This window comes from Levilactobacillus brevis ATCC 14869 = DSM 20054 (assembly GCF_001433855.1).
Lineage (GTDB): Bacteria > Bacillota > Bacilli > Lactobacillales > Lactobacillaceae > Levilactobacillus > Levilactobacillus brevis.
The window spans coordinates 70,722-95,464 of sequence record NZ_AZCP01000005.1 but is presented as its reverse complement, the minus strand read 5'-3'; the positions used below and the strand labels follow the sequence as shown (position 1 = coordinate 95,464).

Sequence of the window (24,743 nt, the reverse complement as noted above, 5' to 3'; positions counted from 1 at the left end):
GTATCTTGCACAATCAATTGCCAATCGTGGACTGTCACAGTGGCGGTGACGGTCACCCGCCCCTGTGGTCGATTGTACTTAATGGCATTACTCAAAACATTCTTTAAAATCTGATCCAATTTACGTTGGTCAGTCGTCACCTGTAACTCACTAGCAACCTGATTGTGTAAAGTGATGTGATTAACCGTTGCTAGTGGCGTTAATAAATTCACCTGACTTGCTACCAAGTGCCCTAGCGGTACCGTGGTCATCTCCACATTATTGCCCGATTCAATATGTGAGATCGTCAAAACGTCATTAATCAATTCCACTAGTCGTTCGCTTTGCTGATCGATGATCTGTAAAAACTCCACGGACTTTTCAGGGTCGTCCTTAGCTCCAGCCAACAGGGTTTTAGCAAACCCAGAGATTGCAGTGACCGGCGTTTTTAACTCGTGGGACGCATTCGACATAAAATCCATCTGCATCTGTTCAACCGCGTACACTTCCGTCACGTCATACAACAGTACGAGCACTTGAAAGTAATCTTGTGAAGTCGCCGTATAAATCGCTCGGGCATCAACCGTCCGTTCGTGGGGTGACCCCGGTAACTTGAGCGTTTGATGTTGGGTTTGCCGTTCGCTGAGCGCTGAATTAATCAAACTGGCCAGTTCAAACTGGCGAACGTCTTGTGTGAATGGGTGTCGACGCGGTGAAATGGGCTGTTGTAAAAACTGTTCCATCGCCGGATTTGCCAGTTCCACTTTGCGATACCGATCAATAACCATCACCCCAATCGGTAAGTAATCCAATAGTGTCGCAAATTCTTGATTCTGCCCGGCAACTTGCCGCTGAACCTTGCGTTGATGCGTTTGCAAATAATTAATCTGCAACGCCAACCGGTAAAAGGGATCGCGCGGTGATAACAGAACGTGAGCTGGCGTTTCTGCATGCCGAATTCCCTCAACTTTTTTGGTTAAAATCGTGATTCGCCGTTCCGCCCAACGCCAACCATAACCAATCACCACGGTCTCCAATAGCGTGAGTGACCACGCAATGAGTAATGCTGGTTCCAAATGAGCTGGTTGAACCGCCCACACCAAAAAAGAATTAACCACCCCGCCAATCACAAAAGCTTCGCCAAGTCGCCGAATCATGGCTGAACCTCAAAGGTGTAGCCAAATCCACGAACGGTCTTTAGTAACGTTGGATGCTTCGAGTCTTGCTCAATTTTTTCTCGTAAATGGGAGACGTGGATGTCCACCATCCGCGTTTGCCCACTGTAATCAAAGCCCCAAACGCCTTCTAGTAATTGTTCACGACTCCAGACTTTTCCGGGACGCTTAGCAAAAAACAACAACAATTCAAATTCCTTAGGGGTTAGTTCAATCGCTTGATTTCCCCGTTTAACCTGAAATTTGTCTTGGTCAATGGTGAGATCCCCCACCTGTAATCGGTGTCCTTGTTGACTTGGAACCGCATCGGTAGGCTCTTCTTCATGGTAGCGACGCATCACGGCTTTCATCCGGGCAATCACTTCCCGCGGACTAAATGGCTTCGTAATATAATCATCGGCCCCCAACTCCAGACCAAAGACGGTATCAAATTCGCTGGTTTTAGCGGTAATCATAATGATCGGCGTCTTGACTTTTTCTTGCCGCAATCGTTTGGTCACTTCCACCCCATCCATTTTGGGCAGCATCAGGTCCAATAAGATTACATCAAATTTTTCATGTAAGGCGAGATTTAGGGCCTGCTCGCCGTCGATAGCGGTAACGACCTGATAATCTGCTTGTTCCAAATTGTATTGTAACAACGTCACAATAGCGGGTTCATCATCAACGACTAAGACTCGACTCATAGTTTTACCCCTCCTGATCTCTGAATAGGACAATGCCAATTTCGTGTGGTGCGCCAGAATAAATAGCAGTTTCGGTCATCTTCAATTCACCAGCCATGTTGCGAACTCTCAAATGACAATAAGCCGGATTCGCTAGTAATGCCTCATAAAAGCTTGTTTCACTCACCACTGGTTGATGATTACATTCCAAAATAATATCCCCTGGCTCTAAATCTAATTTTACGGCTGGCGTCCGTGGCCGAATAGCTAAAACGCGCACCCCATCATCCACTTGAGAATACCAGAAGGGCTGACGGGCATCATAGCGTTTAGCTTGCCATAACACAGCCACATAACCAACTAATAGAATTATTATGCCCCAAACCGCATCCTGAGGTCGCCAATAGCTCCATCCGATCCCGATGATTGCCGCTAAAGCTAACCAAATTAATCGGCGGCCTAAAGCGTGATAGACCTGCTGCGGTGCTTGACGAAAGACGGTAAATCTTAGTCCCAAGATTAGGGGTAACACGAGAATGGCAAATTGGTGACCTTGCCAGGAAAAGACCGGCCAAAATGCCCAGTGACTGGTGATCCAATCGCCGGGAACCAGCGTCACCATTGGTAATACTAGTAGTTCACGCCACGGATAACCGGCGATTTGTTTGCCCCGTTGCTTCGCATAAATCTTGGGACTGGTGAACCGCCCGCCATAATGAGTGATCCAATGGCCCATCAACAAAAAGAAAGCCAAGGCTAGCCAGAAGTAATTTTGGACGGGTACGGTGGCCCATCGCAATCCCCATGCACTCAGATCCGGTTTTGGCGTTATGTAAGTTCCCCCCAAAAGCGTGATTAAGGTGGCCCCGGCAATCAAGGTCAATGGCAGAATCGTTGTTGGTAATAAAATTAACGTCAGAATTGCTAAACCCTCATATGCTAAGATCCAGATCACTGGTAGGCTGAACCCAATTAATAAATTAATCACTGACAAGCCAAGGCCTAAAAGCAGTCCCTGCGTCAGCATATGCCGTAACTCGTAATGATCGCTATACACTGCACTTCCAAAATTTCGCCGTTCTGTTGTGATTCGTGCTCGACTGGCCAGCCAAACCCGTAAAATAGCTAACCAAACCAGCGGTTGCAATAAAAAGCTTCCACATGCAATCAAAGTCCGCATGAAATCGACACCTTTCCTGAAAAAATTGCTGTCCCCAGTATAGCATGAAATAAAAACGGGTAACACGACATTCGCGTTACCCGTCTAACCGTTCGATTGCAAGATGGTTTTAGTCTGGATTTTTTTGACTCAGTTGCCATTGCAAGAAAGCATCAATGAATGGGTCCAGATCGCCATCCATCACAGCTTGTCCATTACCCGTTTCGTAATTGGTTCGGTGATCTTTAACCATGGTATATGGGTGGAATACGTAGGAGCGAATCTGTGAGCCCCAACCGATTTCCATTTGGTCACCTTCTAAAGCCGCCTTTTCTTGTGCCTTCTTTTCCTCCGCGCGTTCATACAGCTTAGCGCGTAACATAGCCAAGGCGGTTTGGCGGTTTTGTAATTGTGACCGTTGCGCTTGACTCTGTGTCACAATTCCCGTTGGAATATGGGTAATCCGCACCGCTGAAGAGGTCTTGTTAACATGTTGACCACCAGCACCAGAAGCCCGGTAAACATCGACCTTCAATTCGGCAGGATTAATATCAATGTCCACTGAATCATCCAGTTCTGGTAAGACATCAACGGACGCAAATGACGTGTGCCGTCGTCCCGCCGAATCAAACGGCGAGATTCGGACGAGTCGGTGGACCCCCTTCTCAGAACGTAAATAGCCATAGGCATTACGACCAGCAATTGCTAAGGTCACACTACTCAACCCAGCAACATCCCCCGGCTGATAGTCCAGCACGGTTACTTTAAAGTCATGTTGTTCTGCCCAACGAGTATACATTCGTAGCAACATGTCACCCCAATCTTGGGATTCCGTGCCCCCAGCTCCCGGGTGAATTTCCAACAGTGCATTGTTATGGTCATATTTTTGATTCAATAATAAGTTCAACCGGTATTGCCGCAAAGCCGCCTGGGCAGTGGCAAAATCAGTTTCAAACTCCGCCTGCATCTCTGCATCCGGTTCCTCTTGTAATAGCTCTAGGGCTACCATCAGATTTTCAACCTGCGTGACCAACCGCTGAAACTCGTCGACTTTTTTCTTCATCTCGTTGGTCTCATCGATTAAACGCTGAGCCGCCTGGGCATCATCCCAAAAATCTGGTTGGGCCATTTGGCCTTCATTGACGCTGATACTTTCATTCAAGGCATCAAAGTCAAAGTGACCCCCTAAAGCCGGTTAGTTGTTCTTGCATGGCGGTTAGTTCACGTTTAGCATCACTTAATTCCATCATGTTGGGCTCCTTTTTTGTGTTATTTTAAAGACAAAACGAGGTCGGAAAACTTCCCGCCTCGTTCGTCGCCCGTTTAACGGGTAATATTCTGTCGAATTTCAGACTTCATGAACAAGCGCGTTGCATCATAGTCGATATCTGAAATCATTTCTTCAAACATCCGGAACCCATCCTGTTGGTATTCAACCAATGGATTCAACTGACCATAACCCCGCAGACCAATTGATTGCCGTAATTGATCCATCGCATCGATGTGATCAGTCCAGTGCGAATCAACCACCCGCAGTAACACCACTTTTTCAAATTCAAGCATTTGTGCTGGATCATAAAGTTGTTTTTGCTTTTCTGCGTACACGTCTTCTGCCAGTTCCATAAAGAAGGCCTTAATTTCGTCGGCTGATTTGTTCTTCAGATCATCCAAACTAATCTTATCTGGTGAAACCATTGCAGAAATACCGAAGTCTAAGAGTGTATCCAAATCCCAATCACTTTGTTCACCTTGCGTATGCAGACTAACGACCCGATCAACGGTCCGTTTAATCATTGGCATTAATACCCACTTCAGTGACTTATCCTGATTGATGACTTGGTTACGTTCACCATACATGACATCCCGTTGTTGGCGCATAACATCATCATATTGCAACACGTTCTTCCGGGAATCATAGTTATTCCCTTCAACCCGCTTTTGCGCTGATTCAACTTGCTTAGTGATCATCCGACTCCGAATGACAGCATCTTCGCCATCAACGTTCATCCGTTCCAAGAAGCCCTTGACCCGGTCAGAACCAAATCGCCGCATCAAATCATCTTCCAAGGACAGGTAGAATTGCGTCATACCAGGATCACCTTGCCGACCTGAACGGCCTCGAAGCTGGTTATCAATCCGCCGTGACTCATGACGTTCCGTCCCAATGACGGCCAGTCCACCGATTTCCACGACGCCCGGTCCCAATTTAATATCAGTTCCCCGACCAGCCATGTTGGTGGCAATGGTGACAGCTCCACGTTGACCGGCATTTTGGATGATGTCGGCTTCCTTCGCATGGTTCTTCGCGTTCAAGACCACGTGCGGAATGTTTTCTTCATCCAACCGTTGTGACAAATACTCAGACGTTTCTACGGCCACGGTCCCGATTAACATCGGTTGACCCTTTTCGTGTAGGTCCTTGATTTCCTTAACAACGGCGTTAAATTTCGATTCCAATGTTGGGTACAGCAAATCCGGTTCATCGACCCGGACAACTGGCTTGTTCGTTGGCACGGAAACAACTTCCATGTTATAAATTTCTCGGAATTCTTCCGCTTCGGTCTTAGCCGTCCCGGTCATCCCAGAAAGTTTCTTGTACATCCGGAACAAGTTTTGATACGTGATGTTAGCCATCGTCTTGGTTTCTTCTTGAATCTCGACGCCTTCCTTAGCCTCAATCGCTTGGTGCAGGCCATCAGAATAACGCCGACCATCCATTACCCGACCCGTAAAGGAGTCAACGATCAAGACTTCACCATCTTGAACCACGTAATCCTTGTCACGTAGCATGATAAAGTTTGCCCGCAACGCTTGGTCCATATGGTGGGTCAAAGCCGTGTTGTCCGTATCGTACAAGTTCTTCAAGTTGAAGTACTTTTCAGCCTTTTCGATCCCGGTATCCGTCAACGCCACCGTCTTAGATTCCAAATCGATTTTAAAGTCATCTTTTTCATGTAACGTCTTAGCAAACCGGTCAACACGCCGATAAAGCGCACTTGTCCCTTCGGATTGACCAGAAATAATCAATGGTGTCCGCGCTTCATCAATCAAGATGGAGTCCACTTCATCGACAATCGCAAAGTTCAATGGCCGTTGCACCATATCTTCTTTGTAGACCACCATGTTATCCCGCAGATAATCAAACCCAATTTCACCGTTGGTGGAGTAAGTAATATCTGCTTGGTAAGCTTCTCGCTTTTCTTCTGGTGATTTTTCGGCTGAGTTCAATCCAACCGTTAACCCCATCCAATTATAGAGCTCACCCATTTCAGTAGCATCCCGTGCAGACAGGTATTCGTTAACCGTTACCACGTGCACCCCTTTGCCTGCTAAGGCGTTCAGGTAAACGGGCATCGTGGCCGTCAAGGTTTTTCCTTCACCGGTTTTCATTTCAGCAATGTTACCTTCGTGCAGCACGATGCCCCCCATGATTTGCACATGGAAAGGATACAAGCCAAGCACCCGCTTAGCACCTTCACGAATAGCCGCAAAGGCTTCAGGAAGCAGGTCGTCCAACGTTTCGCCGTCTTGGTAACGCTGCTTAAACTCAGGCGTTTTTGCTTTCAGATCATCATCTGAAAGTTGTGCGTAGTCGTCCGCATAGGCGCCGACTTTATCCGCTAAATTACTGAGGCGTCGTAAAGTTCGGCGATCACTTTCGACCCATCGTTTCAAAATATTTGGCATGTGAGAATTCCCTTCAGTACTTTTAAAATAAGTCTATTTAAAGTTACCCATTTATTTGCAATAAATCAACCTACATTCTACCACTATCCGGGCCAAGATGAAACAATTCCCCCACGACCGCCCCCGTTAAACCGCTTTCTTCCGCCATAAATCGACAAAAAAAGCACCGCGTAAACGCGATGCTTCGTAAACTGATTTTACTTATTCAGCGTCGTCAGCTTCAATTAAGCCATACCGACCATCATTACGACGGTAAACGATACTGATTCCGTCAGACTCGGCATCTTCATAGATGAAGAAGTCGTGACCCAACATGTCCATTTGTAAAACAGCTTCTTCAGTATCCATTGGCTTCAATGAAACCCGCTTAGTCCGGACAACTTCTAACTCGCTACCTTCAGCCGGCTTATCACTTTCGGAAGTTTCTGTTGAGAAGTCAAGATTCTTGTAACCCTTCTCCCGTGACTTACGGTTGACTTTGGTCTTGTACTTGCGAATTTGACGTTCCAACTTGTCCGTAACCAAATCAACACTTGCATATAAGTCAGGAGAGGTCTCCTCTGCCCGTAATGTCAAGTATGGGAGTGGGATTGTTACTTCAACCTTCGCCGTCTTATTTTGGTAGACCTTCAGGTTGATGTGCGCAATTGCCTCAACATTGTTGTCGAAATATTTCTCCAACTTGCTGATCCGTTTTTCAACGTAATCCCGGATTGCGTCAGTAACTTCGATGTTTTCTCCACGAATATTAAATGTGAGCATAAAACTTCTCTCCCTTCAACCGAGATCTCTCGGCTTGCTTAGCATTAGAAGGACCACTCTTCTAATATGCTTTGCTTACTATTATTATAATAGAAAGCGTGACCAGACACAATTAATCTAATTATTTTTTTCCGCTCTAACGGGCTAAGGTCAAGCTAGTAACCGCTTTCGCCCCGGTCAAATTAATTTGCGTTGCGGCATGCCGCAACGTTCTTCCTGTGGTATACACATCATCCAACAACAAAACCCGCTGGCCGTGACACAGGTCTTTCGCCTGTGACGCTAAGGTGAAGGGCTGGGGAGTTAATAAGCGTTGCGTTCGATTTTTGGCCGACTGTGGCGTCGCTTTATCTTGGTCAATCACTTGTAGGACCTGGTAGTAGGCTTGACCGGTCAACCAGCCCGTCACCTGATTGAATCCCCGCGACTGCCAAGTCGATTGAGCAATCGGAATAGGTACCAATATATCATAGGTTAATTGGGTTAACGCCGTCGCTAACGCCCGTTGTAGCACCCGTCGCAGTGCATAGTCGCCTTGAAATTTATACTGCTGCATGTAGGCTTTCATCTCAGCATCATAACAGTATAGTGCCCGATTGACCAACGGCTGATCCCAGCGTTGGCAATCCTGACACAACTGACAAGTCATCTGTTGGCGCCCACACTGAGGACAGTGCTGATCACCGATTGGCGTTAAGCGCTTCTGACAAGGAGCACAGATGTCGGGTGGGGTTACCGGGCCCCAGCGCCAAAACTGAGCCAACGTCAGGGACGTCTTCAAGGGACGCTGACACCAAACACAGACCGTCATGGTTGCCCTCCCTGACGTTTACCTTGCCAGTTGAGACGCGCAATCATTCCCCGCGCCGCGCGGATAGTTTGCGTATGCGTTTGACAATAACAAATAACGCTACCAGTTGGGTCCTGACTGCTCCGCCCGACACGACCGGCGATTTGCACTAGCGCTGCAGTGGAAAAGATTGGATCGTCGCCACCCAAAATCAGGACCGCGATCCCGGGAAAAGTCACGCCCCGTTCCAAAATAGTGGTAGTCACTAAAAAAGTTAGCTGTTGGTCACGCATTGCCTGCACCTTGGCCTGGCGCTCAGGGTCACTAGCATGGACGGTAGCTCCACCAGAAATTCCGGCCAACTTTAACGCCCGCTCGACCAGCACCAGATCTGCCACATGTGGCACAAATATCAAAAAAGGCCGTCGTTCGGTCAAAAAGTGCTGAATCTGGCGTAAAATCACTGCTGGTAAGCCACGTCGTTGCAGTCTTCTACGCCATTGCCAGGTCACTTGCACCTGAATTTGGGGCAGCAAATGGCCGTGATACCGCAAAGGTACATAAGTCACTGTCAATTGGTGGCGCGCGACTTGCCGTTGTAAGCGTTCATCGGGTGTCGCTGTTAAATACAAATGACTCCCTGAGGCCTTTTGCGCGTGCTGAATGGCTTCTTGTAGTAACGGGCTCATTGCTAAAGGAAACGCATCCACTTCATCAACAATCACCCAGTCAAACGCCGCTTTAAACCGTAATAGCTGATGCGTCGTGCAGATAGTTAGCTGACAATAGCGGTACGGCTCTAATTGATCACCATAAAGAACGGTCTGTGTGATTGCTTGGAAGGCCTGACGTAATCGTGGTGCTAATTCCAAACAGACATCGACCCGCGGCGATGCCCATGCCACCCGCCATCCCCGTTGCAAGGCCCATGCTAACGCCGGATAAACAATCTCCGTCTTTCCTGCCCCAGTCACTGCCCATAATAAATGATTGTGCTGTGCTCGCATCTGGGTCATCACGTCTTGGGCGGCGGTCCATTGTTGCGCACTTAATTGCCCCGACCAAGTTAGTGGTGATTTTGCTAACATTGAAAACCGGTTGGGCTCTGAAATAGTGTATAATTTATGTTGTGACGTCAACCGGCCCATTTGTAAGCATTGACGGCAATACCATGTGCCATTAGGTAATTGATCTTGTGGTCGTAACCACTGCCAGCACCGCTGACACTGTTGTCGTTGTCCCACCCTTTTAATTGCCGGTTGCGCAACAACGTTCGGCAACTGTGGTGGCCCTTCCAAGGGCACTTGCCGGCCAAACAACACGTCATCTTCTATCATTTCGGGGCCTCCTTTAAGTCGTTATGGTTAACTCCGCAGCGCCCCGTTAATAATTTTTAAGGATGTTTTTGATTATGGAAACAGATTATCTAACCATTCGGACGAATGGTACGCACGAGTTAGAAATTAAAAAATCACGCTTTATTGCTGACCTAGGACGGATTTCAACCGAAGAAGAAGCAAAGGCATTCATCGCTCAAATCATCGCCCGGGAACCTAAAGCAACCCACCACTGTTGGGCCTACCTACTAGGCGATCACGATGATGTTCAACGGGAAAGTGATAATGGTGAACCGTCAGGAACAGCTGGTGTTCCCATTTTAACAGTTCTGCAGCGTAATCACCTGCATAATACGATTGCCGTGGTCACCCGCTATTTTGGTGGCATTAAGCTCGGTGCCGGTGGTTTAATTCGGGCCTATAGTAATGCCACCTCAACCGGTATTGAAGCAACCGGTGTGGTTAAGCGGGTCCGGCAGCAAGCCCTTATTTTAACCGTGGACTACGCGAATTATGATCGACTGAGCCACTACCTCACTGAGCAAAACATTACTGTCTTAGGAACCGATTATGCGACCACGGTAACCGTGACCATTGCCGTCGACTTGGCAGCCGTCGGTGCCACTCAAGGCGCTATTCAGAATTTATTAAGTGACCGGTTAACGAGTCGACTCGGCAACATTGATTACCATGAAGTTCCGGTTGAGGTTAATGCTAGTCGCCATGTAGATTAACATCCAGATATAAAGAGGCGCCCCAGAAGTAACTTCTGAGACGCCTCTTTGGCTTAATCTGAATTTTTAGAGGTTAACTTCTGTACCACGCGGTTAATCCAATGCAACAACGGTTGTCGATTAGACCCAACCAATCCGATTGCTTCCACAAAAAGCTCTAGGCCAACCAAAATCGCAATGGTCAGTAAGACTGACCCCCAGATGGTCGACAACGGGTATAGCAACGAAATAAACGAGAAAATTAAGGCAATCCCATAAATCACCAAAACCGTTTGTCGATGGGTAAGCCCTAGTTGCATGAGCCGGTGATGCAAATGGTGCTTGTCTGCGTGTGAGATCGGCTGGCGATTCAAAATTCGCCGGATCATCGCATAAACTGTGTCAGTAATTGGCACACCCAAAATAATCACTGGGATCACCACGGAAATAAAGGTGACGTTCTTGAGCCCATACAACGAAAAACAGGCAATCATGAAACCGATAAACTGTGCCCCCGTATCACCCAAATAAATGCGTGCCGGGAAAAAGTTATAAGGTAAGAAGCCCAACATTGCCGCCACTAAAGCAAAGATCATAATGGCAACCCATGTATTGGCAACGTTCAAGAAAAATAATCCAGTAATACCAGTGGTTGTCAACGCAATGATGGAAACCCCGGTCGCTAAACCGTCCAGTCCATCAATGAGGTTAATCGCGTTCACAATCGCCACGATCCAAAGCAACGTAATGGGTAACGCCAGCCAGCCAAAATGCCAAACACCGATGAACGGTAACGTTAAATAACGCATCTTTACGCCGGCAACAAAATAGACTTCTAAGGCGGCTAATAATTGTCCCAAAATTTTTTGCTTTGGTGACAGTTCAAAGACATCATCAATCATGCCTTCAGCTACAATTATACATTCACCGCCGAACAACCCCCACAATTGCTGTGTGGGCATCTGATCGCGTAACAAAAACATCGTTGAAAATGTAAACGCAATGAAGATGGCTAGGCCACCTAACGTTGGCATCGGTACTTTGTTGACCCGTCGCTGATTAGGTTTATCCACCGCACCAATTTGAAACGCAAAGCGGCGCACAAACGGGGTTAGGACCGCGGAGATAATCATGGTAGCAAACAAGCTAACAATAATCTCAAATTTCATAAGGTGTCCTCTTTCTTTTCATTCCTTTTGCTAATTATACAAATCTCAGAATTTAAACACAACCGCCATTTGCGAGTTCTACTTAAAAATTTAACCAGATAGTGGTACTTTAAATACTTCACAAGGGTTTACGCATCTTGCTTGTGAAGTATGCTTCATTTGCAAAAGTTTGTGTAAGCGTTTCCTTAACGCCTATACAGGCTATTTCGTGCACAAGTGTACAGTCAAATGCCCTTAATCCGCAGATTTCTCTTGTGCAAATCACCTAAAAGCCATATAATAAGATTGTGTTATTGAGAAAGGTTTCACATTTTATTTGTACCTATGCTATTTATCCTATTTCCTTGTGAAACCTTTCCTCGTTGATCGTCACTATTGGTTTGTATTTCGAAAGGAGATTTTTCTATTGGCTGCTAATGATAAAACACCAAAGACAGAAACGGCTGAAGAAGAACAAGCTTCACCCATCTTAATTCAAATGGGGATCTTCGCTGCCATCCTGTTTGTTTCCAGCCTAATTTCCCCACTGTTCCCAGCAACGTTCCCCGTACCAACACCTGTGATTGGTTTAGTTATTCTCTACATCTTATTAGCCACTCATATCGTGAAGTTACGGAACGTCGAAAAATTTGGGGACTTCATGATCAGTTTGATTGCCTTTCTATTCGTACCATCTGGTATCCAATTAGCTGCTAACTTGGATATCTTGAAGGCTGAAGGGGTTCAAATCGTCATTGTTGCCTTGATTTCTACGATTGTCCTTTTGGTGGTTGTCGCTTACACGACTGCTGGCTTTATCTGGCTTCGGAAGAACGTTTTCCATCGTGACGTTAACGTCGAGGAATAAACCGTTCGCTTCTACCTACTTTCACTAGAAAAGGATGAAAATTTATGATTACTTTAACAGCAACCGCCCACATGGCAGTTTGGGGCAAATGGCTCGGCGACGCCTTAGGGACTAACGCCGCTGGTGCTTCTGCCGGTAATGCTTTATTTGGTATTTTTCTATCATTAATGGTCTACTTAATTGGCCAATGGTTATTCAAAATCGGTAAGGGCTTCTTCTTATTCCAACCCCTATTTGTTGGGATGGTCTTAGGGATCTTCGTGCTTTACTTAATGGCTCACGCCTTCGGGACGGATACCGCAACGTTCTACAAGTCAGCCTACTTACCTGGTGGGAACATTATCTTCTGGTTCCTGAACCCAGCAACGATTGCCTTCGCCATTCCGTTGTATCGGCGGAATGATGTGGTCAAGAAGTTCTGGCTAGAAATTATTCTTTCCTTAATCGTTGGATTGGTTATTTCACTGTTCGTCATTTACGGTGTATCGAAGTTGTTTGGTTTGGACAACATGGGAATTGCATCAATGTTGCCACAAGCTGCTACGACTGCGATCGCAATGCCAATTGCCGGTGCAATCGGCGGGAACACGGCGATCACTGCAATGGTCTGCATCCTGAACGCCGTTATCATCTACGCCTTGGGTGACTGGCTCGTTAAGTTATTCCGGGTTAACAGCGATCCTATCGGTGCCGGACTTGGTTTAGGAACTGCCGGTCACACGGTTGGTTCTGCTAAGGCCTTACAACTTGGTTCCATCCAAGGTTCAATGGCTTCCATCGCTGTGGTTATCATCTCGATTGTCGTTGACATCGTGGTACCACCATTTGCATCAATGATGGGCTTGTACTAAAACTAATTTCAATCTAAACACCGACCTAATTGAGGTCGGTGTTTTTCTTTACACTTAAAGCTCACTTCTCAGCAGCCTGACGTCCCCTAATTAGCCGGTTAAGCTGATAATTGATAGCTTATGCCAGAATCGGTTAAAGACTTACGCTGAGCCAATTAGACCGTCTCTTCGCTGCATGTTTTCCGGCATTAAAAAATGGGACCACCAGCCATTAACGCCTGGTGATCCCATTTTATTTTGCTGAGTAACTGAACTACTCTTTTAAGTGATAATTATAAGTTGAAACAATGATGTTTTCCCGTGAGTTTAAAATCGCTCGTAAACGTAATGCCGTTTGGTTATGCAAAACGTTCTGCCAAGGATGCCGCGGTACAAATTGCGGTACCAACACGGTCGTTGTAAAGTTACGCTCAGCAGCCCGTTTCGCAATCACATCACAGAAACGCAGGGTTGGCGTTGCAATTGACCGATACGACGAGTGAATATCCACGAAACGAATATCCGGAAACTCTTCTTTAAACTCTTGCGCCGTCTTATGTTCCTTCTCTGGGTTCTCATCAAAGGACACATGCATGGCAATAACATAATCACCAATTGAGCGGGCATAATTAATGGCCCCAGTTGTTACCCGAGTGATGTTGCTAACCAAGACAATAACGGTTGCCCCATCGTACTCATGGATATCTGCTTTTTCCTTCGCTGCCACCCGCAATTGTTTGGCGACATTATGGTAATGACCGTTGATTCGATAAAACAGCAATAAAACCAGTGGCATGATGATGACGTATGGCCACACGTTGCCAAAGTGTAAGAGGAGTAATAACACGACTAGTCCCAGTGAAATCCCAGCACCGATTAAGTTAATAAATGCTTTGCCTAACCAGAAGCCCTCGCGCTCTCTAAACCAGTGAATAATCATCCCTGACTGCGATAGCACAAATGGCACGAAAACCCCTAATGCATATAAGGGAATCAGTAGTGTCGTTTGACCATGGAAGATGAAGATTAGGACAATTGCCCCAACGGCCAATGAAATAATCCCGTTAGAGTACCCTAACCGATCGCCACGGTCTAGGTAGGCGTGTGGCAAGAACTTATCTTTGGCCAAATTATACGCTAGGATTGGAAATGCTGAGAACCCTGTATTAGCGGCAACCGCCAAAATCAGGGCCGTTGATAATTGCAACAGATAATACAAGACACCGTGACCAAAAACGCCAATCCCAATCTGGGAGAGTACCGTTTGATTACTTTGAGGACGAATCCCCATGTAATAACTTAAGAACGTAATCCCAGCAAAGAAGATTGCCAAGATGCCGGCCATAATTGCTAAGGTTGCCGCCGCATTGTGTCGTTTAGGCTCCTTAAAGTTAGGAACGGCATTACTAATCGCTTCCACCCCAGTTAAGGATGATGACCCAGAAGAAAAGGCCCGAAGGAACAGCAACAGTGTCATCCCTTGTACCGGTTGACCCACTGATGCGGCCGCATGGTAGGTAATATGACCACTAACAATGTTATAGAATCCGACCCCAATCATCACAATAATCATGAAGATAAATAGGTAAACCGGAAGGGTTAGAAATGATGCCGATTCGCGCATCCCCCGTAGGTTCAGCAACATAATCCCAATCACAATCAGCACCGATACTAGCACCGAATACGGATACAGGGCCGGAATCGCTGACGTAATCGCTTCAGTCCCCGAAGTCGTTGATACCGCCACTGTCAGCATATAATCAACCAACAGCGACCCACCAGCGACTAGTCCGGCTGATTGCCCCCAATTCGTGCTAGCCACCACATAAGCGCCACCCCCAGAAGGATAGGCGTGAATGATTTGCTGGTAAGAAAGCGTGATCGCAAATAACAGCACCAACACCAAAGCAGCGACCCACAATTGATAATAAAGGGCTGCCGCCGACAACGTGATGAGGACGGTTGTGATTTGCTCAGTACCATAAGCCACGGATGATAACGCATCAGACGACAATAGGGCCAACGCCTTAAACTTCGTTAGCGCCTGACCGCCTTCGTCCATGGTCTTGAGGGGTTTTCCAATTAAAACCCGCTTTAAATAACGCCACATGACTATTTACTCCTTATCTCCAATAAAAATGAAAGCGGGCCGTAACCCGCCAATAAGTGCACATTTACATCACATTTGAATGTGTGGTAAGTCTACTACAACTAGCTCCACATTACCACAATTCAAGCAGTTCGCAACACCCGAATGTGTTTGCGAACTTTTCTATTATCCAGCAAACGGCCTGAGAAATAAAGGGTTGATTTTCACTTTAATTTATTGCGCCCCTATTATTGACGGCATGACTGAGTTAAGCACCGGCCTGACTGTGTTTTAACGACTGGCTATTTTCTAGATTTTTATCGCTAATGACAAAAAAAGAAGAATCCTACCAAATTTTGGTGGATTCTTCCTTCACTTTAATGCTTAAAATTTATCCATTGATGGTCGACGCTTACATCATGCCGCCCATACCTGGATTAGCTGCTGGTGCAGCTGGTGCTGGATTGTCTTCTGGCTTTTCAGCCACAACGGCTTCCGTCGTCAACAACAAAGCAGATACAGAAGCAGCGTTTTGCAGAGCAGAACGGGTTACCTTAGTTGGGTCGGTAATTCCCGCAGCAACCATGTCTTCGTACTTGTTGTCAGCAGCGTTGTAACCAACACCTGGCTTTTCACCCTTCAGGTGTTCAACCACAACAGAGCCTTCAACACCGGCGTTTTGTGCGATTTGACGAACCGGTTCTTCCAAAGCACGTAAAACGATGTTGATCCCGGTCTTTTCGTCGCCTTCAGCTTCAAGCTTAGCAACGTCACCGATAACATTGATCAATGCGGTACCACCACCAGCAACGAAGCCTTCTTCAACGGCAGCTCGAGTCGCGTTCAGGGCATCTTCAATCCGGTACTTGCGTTCCTTCAATTCGGTTTCAGTAGCTGCACCGACCCGAACCACAGCAACACCACCAGATAACTTAGCTAAACGTTCCTTCAGCTTATCACGGTCAAAGTCAGACGTGGTGTCTTCAATTTGGCCCTTGATTTCAGCCACGCGAGCAGCGATTTGGTCCTTAGAACCAGCGCCTTCAACCACCGTGGTGTCATCCTTAGTCACGTTAACCTTTTGGGCTTGACCCAATTGATCAATCGTCGTGTCCTTCAGGTTCAAGCCTAAGTCATCGGTAATCACAGTCCCACCAGTCAAAACGGCGATATCTTGCAATTGTGCTTTACGACGATCACCAAAGCCAGGTGCCTTGACTGCGACAACGTTGAACGTTCCACGCATCTTGTTCAAGACCAAGGTTGGCAAAGCTTCACCCGTGATATCATCAGCGATGATTAAGAGTGAACGACTTTGTTCAACAACTGATTGCAACAATGGCAAGATGTCTTGGATGTTGGCAATCTTCTTGTCTGTGATTAAGATGTATGGATTGTCAAGGTTTGCTTCCATCTTATCATTATCCGTGACCATGTATTGTGACATGTAACCACGGTCGAATTGCATCCCTTCAACGACGTCTAAGCTCGTATCAACCCCACGGGATTCTTCAATGGTGATAACACCATCGTTACCAACCTTTTCCATGGCGTCCGCAATTAACTTACCGGTTTCTTTACTTGCAGAAGAAATGGAAGCAATCTGGGCGATATCATCTTTAGTCTTAACGTCATGAGACATCTTGTGCAAAGCATCAACAGCGGCACCAGTCGCCTTTTCAATCCCACGACGGATTCCGACTGGGTTAGCCCCAGCGGTAACGTTCTTCATGCCTTCGTTAACGATAGCTTGCGTCAATACAGTCGCCGTAGTGGTCCCATCACCAGCAATATCGTTGGTCTTGGAAGCAACTTCGGAAACGAGCTTTGCGCCCATATTTTCAAAGTGATCTTCTAATTCAATTGCTTTAGCAATTGTTACCCCATCGTTAGTGATGGTTGGGTTGCCATAACTTTGTTCGAGAACCACGTTACGCCCCTTAGGTCCTAAGGTGGTCTTAACGGTGTTCGCTAATTTATCAACACCAGCAAGCATCTTGCTGCGTGCGTCTTCAGAGAACTTCAATTCTTTAGCCATAATTCAAATTCACCTCATATTATTTTTAATTGTCTCTTAGATCAGTGGGAAAGGCTTAGTCGATAACGGCAACTAAATCCTTTTCGTGTAAAACAAGGTAAGTCTGGCCGTCATACTTTACTTCAGTACCAGCATACTTATCGAACAATACCTTGTCGCCAACCTTAACAGTTGGGGCTACCTTGTCGCCATTGTCTAACACACGACCATCGCTCACAGCAACGACGTTTGCCGTTGATGGCTTTTCTTGCGCATTACTTGCTAAAACAATGCCGCCAACCGTGGTTTCTTCTTCTTGTGGTTGATCTAAAATGACGCGGTCTCCTAATGGTTTTAACACTTAAATCCCTCCAATAAACTTACTTTTTAGCACTGTTAGCACTTGACTAACATAAGTGCTAATCAACAATATCTAATATATGGTTTTTCCCAGTAAAAATCAAGGAATTTGACAAAGTAATTCGCCCATCTTTTTCATGACAACCAAAAAGTCGCAATCACAATCGATTACGACTTCCAATTATTCTTTGCTATTGTAATGTTCCAAGAAGTAAATGAGTGTTTGCAACTCATTAGTCAAATCAACGTTTTGTACGCGGACATCTTTTGGTACCGTGATTCGTAGCGGTGTAAAGTTCAAGATTCCTTTGACGCCACCGGCAACGGCGTCATCCGTAACAGACTGGGCGACATCGGAAGGAACGGTTAAAATAGCCACTTGAATCTGTTGTTCTTCCAATTGTGTCCGTAAATCTGTCATCGGATAGATAGGGACGCCACTTTGAATGGTGTTGGCAATGGTCTCATTAACATCAAAGGCCGCACTGATTCGCACATTGCCATCCTGATGAAAATTAAAGTTTAATAGGGCATGTCCCAGATTCCCAACCCCAATTAGGGCCACATTAGTTAGCCGATCCTGATTCAAGATTTTCTTAAAGAACTTAATCAAACTCTCAACGTCATAGCCATATCCCCGTTTGCCTAAGGCACAGAAATACGAAAAATCACGCCGAATAGTCGCTGAATCCACCTTAACGGCTTCAGATAGCTCTGTCGATGAAACCCGTGTTTTATCCGCGTCCAACAGGATATTGAGATAACGGTAATAAATGGGTAACCGTTTCGCTGTGGCGCGAGGAATTTTTTGTTCTGTCAAAAAACGAGACCTCCTAATCAACCCTAGTCGTCATCACCAATTGGCAACAACGCTTTCTCTAAAATTGTTTACTGATTGTGAAAATTGCTTTCTTATAAATTATAGCATAGCCGCCCGCTTTGTGAAAGAATTTGCAAATATTTTTCACAATTATTTCGGAATTTCGGTCTGCTCTAAGAATATGCTAAAATAGACCCATGACTTTTAAACGGAAAAAGGAGGTTTAGTCACTGTGATTCTCTTACAAGTACAGCAGGTCACTCGCCGCTTTGGCGCCAGTGTCCTCTTTGAAAATGTTAGTTTAGATGTCCCCGAACACGGGCGCGTGGCCTTAGTTGGCCGTAACGGTGCCGGCAAATCAACGCTGCTTAAAATGATTGCTGGTGAAACAACGCCTGATGAAGGCCAAATTACCACTAAGCGTGGATTGACGATTGGTTATCAAGCCCAAAATGCCGGTCTGGCTTCCAGTGAGACTGTTTGGAATGAGATGCTTAGTGTCTTCGCTGAAGTCCGTGCTATGGAAGATCGCATTCATGATCTTGAACAGCAAATGAGTGACCCGGCAGTAATTGCCGATACGGAACAGTTCCAACAAATCAGCGCGACCTACGATCAATTACAACAGGACTTCAGTGACCATAATGGTTACGGCTATCAAGCTGAGATTCGCGGCGTTTTACATGGATTTGAGTTTGGTGAAGCTTACTATGACAAACCCATTAATGAACTCTCCGGTGGGCAGCGTACCCAATTAGCCCTAGCCAAACTCTTGCTTGAACGACCCGACTTGCTCATTTTAGATGAACCGACTAACCACCTGGACGTAGAAACCTTGACCTGGCTAGAGAGTTACCTTCAGGGCTACTCAGGTGCCATTTTGGTTGTCTCCCATGACCGGTACTTTCTCGATCATGTTGTCAACGACGTCTACGATATGGCCCATGGTGGCTTGGTTCACTACCCCGGCAATTATTCCCATTACATCACTGCTAAAGCTGAGCGCTTACGCCAGGAATGGAAAGAGTACGATAAACAACAGACCGAAATTTCTAAACTCGAGGACTTTGTTAACAAAAACATTGTCCGAGCGTCCACGACTAAGCGGGCTCAAGCGCGACGGAAACAATTGGAAAAGATGGACCGAATTGACAAGCCCGAGGGTGACGAAAAGGTCGCCCGTTTCCAATTTCAACCACACCGTCAGAGTGGTAACGTCGTCTTAGATGTTGTGAACGGTGCAGTGGGCTACGACCAACAGATCCTCTGTGCCCCCGTTAACTTAGACATCAAAAAGCACCAAGCGGTCGCCATTGTGGGACCTAACGGCATTGGTAAATCAACGCTTCTCAAAACCATTTTGGGACGTCTCCCCGCCATTCAAGGACAGATTATCTTTGGGACTGGTGTGGACACTGGTTACTATGACCAGGACCAAGCCACCCTGCACGAGAAAAAAACGGTGCTCCACGAACTTTGGGATGATCATCCCACGACCCGCGAAGGCGATATTCGTTCAATTTTGGGTAGCTTTCTCTTTACCGGTAGTGATGTTGATAAAAGCGTGCATAGTCTCAGTGGGGGCGAACGGGCACGCCTGCTATTGACCAAGTTAGCACTTCGTCACGATAATTTCCTAATGCTCGACGAACCGACTAACCACTTGGACATCGACAGCCGCGAAGTCTTAGAAAACGCTCTGAACGAATTTGATGGCACGATTCTATTTGTTTCCCATGACCGTTATTTCATCAATCAAGTCGCCACGCAAGTCGTTGAACTCGGTCCAAAGGGAACGACCCGTTATCTGGGCAACTATGACTACTACGTTTCTAAAAAGGCGGAGCAAACAGCGTATGCCGAGAAGGAAGCGGCTGAGGCGGAAGCCGCCCACCCAACAACAATTGCTCCTAAGAAAACGCAGGTTGATTATCAACAACAAAAAGAACAGCAAAAAGCCAAACGCAAACTCTCACGTCAAGTTGACGCCTTAGAAGAACAACTCGCGCAGTTAGAAACTGAAAAGTCACAAATCGAAACTGCCATGAGCGCTCCCGAGAACTTTAACGACGTCGCTAAATTGGCTGATTTACAGGCCCAACTCACGACTGTTACCACCACGCTCGCTCAAACTGAAGACGACTGGACTGAAAAGAGTCTCGCGTTAGAAAATTTTGCTGACTAATGTCTATCACTTAGTCTCTCTAGCCACTCCCCTGGGGTGGCTTTTTTAAATTGCGTTTCTTTGCTGACTCATCTTGCGAATCTCACTAAAATAGGTATACTTAGTTCTATGAATATCGAAACAGCCTCATTGGTCACTGACGATGAACGAGCCGCCATCTTTAAAGCATTGGCTGAACCAAACCGCTTACGGATCATTCGGGTGCTCTATCAGGCCCAACGTGAATTGACTTGCAGTGAGATTGGGGGTCAGTTGAATATTAGCAAGTCAACCGTGTCTTATCATTTCAAAGCATTGCGGTTAGTCGGTTTAACCAATACCCGTCAGGTCGCACAGACCAAGTATCTATCGTTACGTCAATCAACGTTCGATCGCGTCTTACCAGGGTTCCTTGCAACCCTGTAGTTTTTGCCTTCATTGTTCGATAATCATCGAAATAAGAGAGAAAGAGAAGTTGATATCATGAACACACCACACGAACACAGTCGCTACCTCACCTTAGGGATGATGTTAGTGGCGACCAATATGCGGCTCCCCATCACCATGATGCCTGGGCTCATGCACAGTCTCCAGCAAACGATTGGTCTGCCCAGTTCATTAGCTGGGCTTATCACCACTATTCCCCTCCTAACGTTCGCTGTCATGTCACCATTGATTGCGCGCTGGGGGCGCCGCTTTGGTAATGAATGGACCATTTATGTCATGCTGATCTTACTGGCGGTGGGCAGTTACTTACGGGTCATCCCCACCGTAGCCAGTCTATTACTGGGAACCTTTCTGGTCGGGATCGGTGTTGATGGCGGTAACGTCCTCATTCCAGCCGTCATTAAGGATAATTTCCCCACTAAAATTAACGTAGCAACCAGTGAATACACGCTATCGATGTTATTGATTGGATCGTTGGGCACCGGACTTTCTGGCGTCCTTGCTGCACACTGGCCACTTTCATTAACCATTGCCGTGTTATCCGCAATCGGGCTTGTGAACTTAGTCGTCTGGTTACCCAATCTAAAATTCAATCACCCAGCACCCGTGATAACGGCACATCATACCCCTGATACCCATCCCAGCGTTTGGCGCACCCCTCGCGCCTGGATTGTCACCGCCTTCTTTGGGTTACAGGCTTTGGTCTATTACTCTTTGCTCACTTGGTTACCCACCATTCTTAGTACCCGGGGATTTTCAACCATTGCGGCAGGAAACTTGGTCACGGTGATGCAACTAGCCGGCTTACCACTCGCCTACTTAGTCCCCACCCTGTCAAACTCTCATCGCGGAACTGCCGCTATGATTGGGACAGTCGGCGTTGGCTTCATTGGGGGAACGGCAGGCATCTTGCTTCCCCATTTCTCCTTTAGTGTTGCCGTGCTATTATGCTTACTGTTGGGCTTTGGCTCCGGCGCTGCTTTCAATCTCGCCGTAATCTTCTTCACGCAACAAACGACTAATGGCTTTGAAACAGCAGACCTCTCCGGTATGGCTCAGTCTGCTGGCTACCTCCTAGCTGCAGCGGGTCCCGTCTTATTCGGGTGGTTAGGCCAGCTCAGCTGGTCACTGGTTTTGTGGCTCGCAATTGGGTTTTCGATTCTCTTAACTTTGGCCGGTATTCTCGTTTATCGGCGAGACACGATTTATGATTAACAAAAAGAGTGAACTGGCTAGGCCGGCTCACTCTTTTATATTTATCGCGATTTATTTTCAATCAATCAAATGACCATCAACTATTTAACTGGATCAGCTACCCAATCAAACTCCAAGCTAGGGTCGGCATTCAAGCTCGTATCCGCCAAAACACCATGTTGATAGGCCACGTAGGCAAACGCACCAATCATCGCTGCATTATCTCCACACAACTTCAAGGGTGCCTTGACCAAATGCGTTGTGGGGTTGCTGGCTAGATCAGCTGCTAGTCGTTCCCGTAACCCACGGTTGGCAGCAACGCCACCAGCCAGAATCAATTGTTTAACTGGATAATCGGCCAATGCCCGTTGGGTTTTCTCGGCTAACACGTCGACCACAGCCTGCTGGAAACTAGCCGCCAAGTCTTGCTTATTAAGCGTTTCGCCAATCTGGTCGGCATGATGGGTGGTGTTAATAAAAGCACTCTTCAATCCACTGAAACTGAAATCGAAGTTATCGTCTTTTTCCATTGCTCGGGGAAATTTAAAGGTATCGTGGCCTTGGTGCGCCCAGTCATCCACCGTCTTACCAGCCGGATAATTAACGCCCATCACTCGACCCACTTTATCATAAGCCTCCCCGGCGGCATCGTCGCGCGTTTCACCAATAATTTCAAATTGATTTTCTGCTGGCATGTAAACCAATTCCGTATGCCCGCCAGATACCAACAACGCCATAGCTGGAAATTCAATTGGTTCAACGTAGCGGGCAGCATAAATGTGACCCGCCATGTGATTCACCGGAATCAACGGCAGATTGTGGGCAAACGCAACGGTCTTAGCCGCTGTTACACCAATCAATAACGCCCCTACCAATCCTGGTCCATAAGTAACGGCCACTGCAGTCAGATCATCATAACTAACCTGAGCTTCGGCAAGCGCGTCTTCAATGCACAAGGTAATTTCTTCAATATGATGACGACTGGCAACTTCTGGCACAACACCACCAAAACGCTGATGGCTCTTGATCTGCGTAGCCACAATATTGGATAAAATCCGATGACCGTCTTCAATCACTGCCACACTTGTTTCATCACAACTTGATTCGAATGCTAAAATCAAATTTCGCTTTTCCGTTGGACTCACTCCCATTTATTTTCTCGCAAAAAGACGAGTGGCCAAGTGCCTACTCGTCCTTTTCGGTTGCTACCGATGCATCAGCTTCGTCATTTTTTAAATACAAAACCATATCGGCAGCATCTTCGTGGTCACCGAAGTAATACCCCCGTTTAATACCGGTTTGTTCGAAGTCCAAATCACGATAAAGTTTTTGCGCATTTTTATTGGATACCCGAACTTCCAAGCTAACGGTCTTGTAATTTAAGTGCCGAGCCTTTTTAATCATAATCCCCATTAAAAAACGACCCAGCCCCCGACTTTGATAGTCAGGCAAGACAGCAATATTCGTAATATGCGCGTCTCGCGTCCGTTCATCAAACGTGCTGCCAATGAAGGCTAATAACCGATCATTCTTGCGAATAACCAAATACAATCGGTCTTTTTCCCGCCGCAATTCGTTGGCAAACGCCGTGGCATCCCAGGGCGCCTTTCCGGCATAAACAGCGCGTTCAATATCAATCATCTCTGGGATATCTGTAAACAACGCCTTAGCGACAAAATACGTGGTATCGCGTATTTCGACCCGATGATTTTTCACATCCATGGCTTCTTCACGGACGAGTTCACGACGACTCCCAAATACATTTTTATACCAGACTTTAAATTTTTTCAACATACGATTCAGTATCCTCATTAGGGTTCTTAGCTCGCCATTCGGCTTCTGCTTGCGTTAAACGTAAATAGTTTGGCACGAACCGATCAACGTCAGTCACCGGACTGAGCTGCTGGCCCAACAGACCGATCGTGGCAGCTTGTGGCAAATTCATCCACGGACTCACGCCTGGTGTCGCCGCAGAGACAGTGGTATTAATCAGGTCGTCAAAGTGAGCCGCATCGCCCAAAAACCAAACGGGTTCCGCATACTCCGTCACTGCCGTCAAAAATGTTGTGATATTGACGTGCGCATCGGCAATCACTGGTACCGGCATGCCCGCTTTAATCCGGTATAACCCGGCAAAGACGTTTTGATTCCGCGCGTCAAAAATGGGAGCCACCAACGCACCCTCAACCGGCACATTAGCAGCTAACGTCGCTAAGCTGGATACGGCCACTAAGTCTAGATCCAAAGTTGCTGCCAAAGTCTTGGCGGTTGTCACCGCAATCCGAATGCCGGTGTACGACCCCGGACCAGCAGCCACTACCACCCGATCTAAATCACCTGGTTTTAGAGCCGCCATGGCTAAAAGTCGTTCAATTTCCGGCAACAGATATTCTGCATGTTTCTGATGAACCGTCACCGTAATAGCCGCAAGAACGGTCGTATCGTCCAATACCGCAACGCTCAGCGGTCGATTCGACGTATCAATTGCTAAAATCTTCATAATATCTTGTGTTCCCCTTCACTGTGCTTTACCAAAATG

The 24,743-nt window shown here is 46.7% G+C and carries 22 protein-coding genes; 6 read left to right on the top strand and 16 right to left on the bottom strand.

Features of this window, described 5'->3' with window-relative positions:
• From FC61_RS10275 to FC61_RS10240, 8 genes are all read right to left on the bottom strand, one after another.
• A partial coding sequence (locus FC61_RS10275) for a sensor histidine kinase (protein ID WP_057717087.1) occupies positions 1 to 1,136 on the bottom strand: 1,136 nt, incomplete at its 3' end.
• Complete coding sequence (locus FC61_RS10270; protein WP_021741445.1) at positions 1,133 to 1,840, bottom strand: response regulator transcription factor; 708 nt, start codon at positions 1,838 to 1,840, stop codon at positions 1,133 to 1,135. The genes FC61_RS10275 and FC61_RS10270, both read right to left, overlap by 4 nt.
• 4 nt (positions 1,841 to 1,844) lie before the next feature.
• On the bottom strand, positions 1,845 to 2,999 hold the full coding sequence (locus tag FC61_RS10265; RefSeq protein ID WP_024525622.1) for a PDZ domain-containing protein: 1,155 nt from the start codon (positions 2,997 to 2,999) through the stop codon (positions 1,845 to 1,847).
• Positions 3,000 to 3,108: 109 nt separating this feature from the next.
• Positions 3,109 to 4,225 (bottom strand): peptide chain release factor 2 gene (gene prfB / locus FC61_RS10260; RefSeq protein WP_099963054.1). Its coding sequence is split into 2 segments (ribosomal slippage): positions 3,109 to 4,152 and positions 4,154 to 4,225, totalling 1,116 coding nucleotides; the frame shifts between segments, so codons are not numbered across the junction.
• 76 nt (positions 4,226 to 4,301) lie between these two features.
• Positions 4,302 to 6,665, bottom strand: coding sequence for a preprotein translocase subunit SecA (secA, locus tag FC61_RS10255; protein WP_015473424.1), 2,364 nt, complete (start codon positions 6,663 to 6,665; stop codon positions 4,302 to 4,304).
• Between the two features lie 201 nt (positions 6,666 to 6,866).
• Positions 6,867 to 7,427 (bottom strand): ribosome hibernation-promoting factor, HPF/YfiA family, encoded by a 561-nt coding sequence (gene hpf / locus FC61_RS10250; RefSeq protein WP_011667403.1) that lies wholly within the window; start codon positions 7,425 to 7,427, stop codon positions 6,867 to 6,869.
• A gap of 136 nt (positions 7,428 to 7,563) precedes the next feature.
• On the bottom strand, positions 7,564 to 8,238 hold the full coding sequence (locus FC61_RS10245; RefSeq protein ID WP_035464363.1) for a ComF family protein: 675 nt from the start codon (positions 8,236 to 8,238) through the stop codon (positions 7,564 to 7,566).
• Entirely contained in the window at positions 8,235 to 9,554 is a 1,320-nt protein-coding gene (locus FC61_RS10240; protein WP_021741449.1) for a DNA/RNA helicase, read from the bottom strand. The genes FC61_RS10245 and FC61_RS10240 overlap by 4 nt, the downstream gene beginning before the upstream one ends.
• A 74-nt stretch (positions 9,555 to 9,628) precedes the next feature.
• Between FC61_RS10240 and FC61_RS10235 the strand changes: the two genes are divergently transcribed.
• The gene (locus tag FC61_RS10235; RefSeq protein ID WP_024525625.1) at positions 9,629 to 10,288 is read left to right on the top strand and encodes a YigZ family protein; all 660 of its coding nucleotides are present in this window, start codon (positions 9,629 to 9,631) and stop codon (positions 10,286 to 10,288) included.
• Positions 10,289 to 10,341: 53 nt separating this feature from the next.
• Here FC61_RS10235 and FC61_RS10230 read toward each other — a convergent pair whose 3' ends face one another.
• Positions 10,342 to 11,436, bottom strand: a complete 1,095-nt coding sequence (locus FC61_RS10230) for a glycosyltransferase family 4 protein (RefSeq protein ID WP_011667399.1) — start codon at positions 11,434 to 11,436, stop codon at positions 10,342 to 10,344.
• 406 nt (positions 11,437 to 11,842) lie between these two features.
• Here FC61_RS10230 and FC61_RS10225 point away from each other — a divergent pair, with 406 nt between their 5' ends.
• Entirely contained in the window at positions 11,843 to 12,283 is a 441-nt protein-coding gene (locus FC61_RS10225; protein ID WP_011667391.1) for a CidA/LrgA family protein, read from the top strand.
• Positions 12,284 to 12,327: 44 nt separating this feature from the next.
• Positions 12,328 to 13,134: an antiholin-like protein LrgB gene (gene lrgB / locus FC61_RS10220; RefSeq protein ID WP_011667390.1), complete on the top strand. Its 807-nt coding sequence runs from the start codon at positions 12,328 to 12,330 to the stop codon at positions 13,132 to 13,134.
• A 253-nt stretch (positions 13,135 to 13,387) separates the two neighbouring features.
• Here the strand turns inward: lrgB and FC61_RS10215 are convergent, their stop codons facing one another.
• The 4 genes from FC61_RS10215 to FC61_RS10200 form a co-directional block, all read right to left on the bottom strand.
• Positions 13,388 to 15,223: an APC family permease gene (locus tag FC61_RS10215; RefSeq protein WP_015473419.1), complete on the bottom strand. Its 1,836-nt coding sequence runs from the start codon at positions 15,221 to 15,223 to the stop codon at positions 13,388 to 13,390.
• Positions 15,224 to 15,614: 391 nt separating this feature from the next.
• Complete coding sequence (gene groL / locus FC61_RS10210) at positions 15,615 to 17,240, bottom strand: chaperonin GroEL (RefSeq protein WP_011667388.1); 1,626 nt, start codon at positions 17,238 to 17,240, stop codon at positions 15,615 to 15,617.
• A gap of 55 nt (positions 17,241 to 17,295) precedes the next feature.
• Positions 17,296 to 17,580, bottom strand: a complete 285-nt coding sequence (groES, locus tag FC61_RS10205) for a co-chaperone GroES (protein WP_011667387.1) — start codon at positions 17,578 to 17,580, stop codon at positions 17,296 to 17,298.
• A 180-nt stretch (positions 17,581 to 17,760) separates the two neighbouring features.
• The gene (locus FC61_RS10200; RefSeq protein WP_021741452.1) at positions 17,761 to 18,399 is read right to left on the bottom strand and encodes a redox-sensing transcriptional repressor Rex; all 639 of its coding nucleotides are present in this window, start codon (positions 18,397 to 18,399) and stop codon (positions 17,761 to 17,763) included.
• A gap of 232 nt (positions 18,400 to 18,631) precedes the next feature.
• Between FC61_RS10200 and FC61_RS10195 the strand changes: the two genes are divergently transcribed.
• From FC61_RS10195 to FC61_RS10185, 3 genes are all read left to right on the top strand, one after another.
• Positions 18,632 to 20,584 carry an ABC-F family ATP-binding cassette domain-containing protein gene (locus FC61_RS10195; protein WP_021741453.1) on the top strand — a complete coding sequence of 651 codons (1,953 nt, stop codon included), beginning with the start codon at positions 18,632 to 18,634 and terminating at the stop codon, positions 20,582 to 20,584.
• 108 nt (positions 20,585 to 20,692) lie between these two features.
• On the top strand, positions 20,693 to 20,989 hold the full coding sequence (locus FC61_RS10190; RefSeq protein ID WP_011667384.1) for an ArsR/SmtB family transcription factor: 297 nt from the start codon (positions 20,693 to 20,695) through the stop codon (positions 20,987 to 20,989).
• A gap of 57 nt (positions 20,990 to 21,046) precedes the next feature.
• A complete protein-coding gene (locus tag FC61_RS10185) occupies positions 21,047 to 22,225 on the top strand; it encodes a CynX/NimT family MFS transporter (protein ID WP_011667383.1) in 1,179 nt (392 codons plus the stop codon).
• Positions 22,226 to 22,305: 80 nt separating this feature from the next.
• On the opposite strand, the gene tsaD is transcribed toward FC61_RS10185, so the two are convergent.
• From tsaD to tsaB, 3 genes are read right to left on the bottom strand one after another with little or no spacing between them, the layout of a single operon-like run.
• On the bottom strand, positions 22,306 to 23,355 hold the full coding sequence (gene tsaD, locus FC61_RS10180) for a tRNA (adenosine(37)-N6)-threonylcarbamoyltransferase complex transferase subunit TsaD (protein ID WP_021741455.1): 1,050 nt from the start codon (positions 23,353 to 23,355) through the stop codon (positions 22,306 to 22,308).
• 34 nt (positions 23,356 to 23,389) lie between these two features.
• Positions 23,390 to 23,998 carry a ribosomal protein S18-alanine N-acetyltransferase gene (gene rimI / locus FC61_RS10175; protein ID WP_021741456.1) on the bottom strand — a complete coding sequence of 203 codons (609 nt, stop codon included), beginning with the start codon at positions 23,996 to 23,998 and terminating at the stop codon, positions 23,390 to 23,392.
• Positions 23,982 to 24,704, bottom strand: coding sequence for a tRNA (adenosine(37)-N6)-threonylcarbamoyltransferase complex dimerization subunit type 1 TsaB (tsaB, locus tag FC61_RS10170; RefSeq protein ID WP_021741457.1), 723 nt, complete (start codon positions 24,702 to 24,704; stop codon positions 23,982 to 23,984). The genes rimI and tsaB overlap by 17 nt, the downstream gene beginning before the upstream one ends.
• Positions 24,705 to 24,743: the final 39 nt, after the last annotated feature.